Source organism: Brevibacillus migulae (assembly GCF_004521915.1).
GTDB classification, from domain to species: Bacteria; Bacillota; Bacilli; order Brevibacillales; family Brevibacillaceae; genus Brevibacillus_F; species Brevibacillus_F migulae.
Window position 1 is genome coordinate 1 of record NZ_SDKD01000092.1, and the last position, 305, is coordinate 305.

Here is a 305-nt window from a genome sequence, read left to right on the forward strand (position 1 = left end):
TTGCAATTTATCGAACACCAAGAAAATATTGTTCTTCTTGGACCGCCTGGTGTTGGTAAAACTCATTTAGCCGTGGCTCTAGCAATGGAAGCCATTCTGAAACGATACACCGTTTATTTTATAACAGCTCATGACTTGGTACAGAGTCTTCAGGAAGCACATCGAACAAATACGATACGCAGGAAATTTAGTTTATTTACAAAGCCAGATCTCTTAATAATTGACGAAATTGGTTATCGTAAAATGGATGAAACTGCAGCTCACTTTTTCTTTCAAATAATAGCGGAACGATATGAAAAAGGCTC

At 37.4% G+C, this 305-nt stretch carries 1 protein-coding gene; it reads left to right on the forward strand.

Going from position 1 to position 305, the window contains the following annotated elements; all coding sequences use genetic code 11:
- A partial coding sequence (locus EIZ37_RS25745; RefSeq protein ID WP_134687575.1) for an ATP-binding protein occupies positions 1-305 on the forward strand: 305 nt, incomplete at both ends.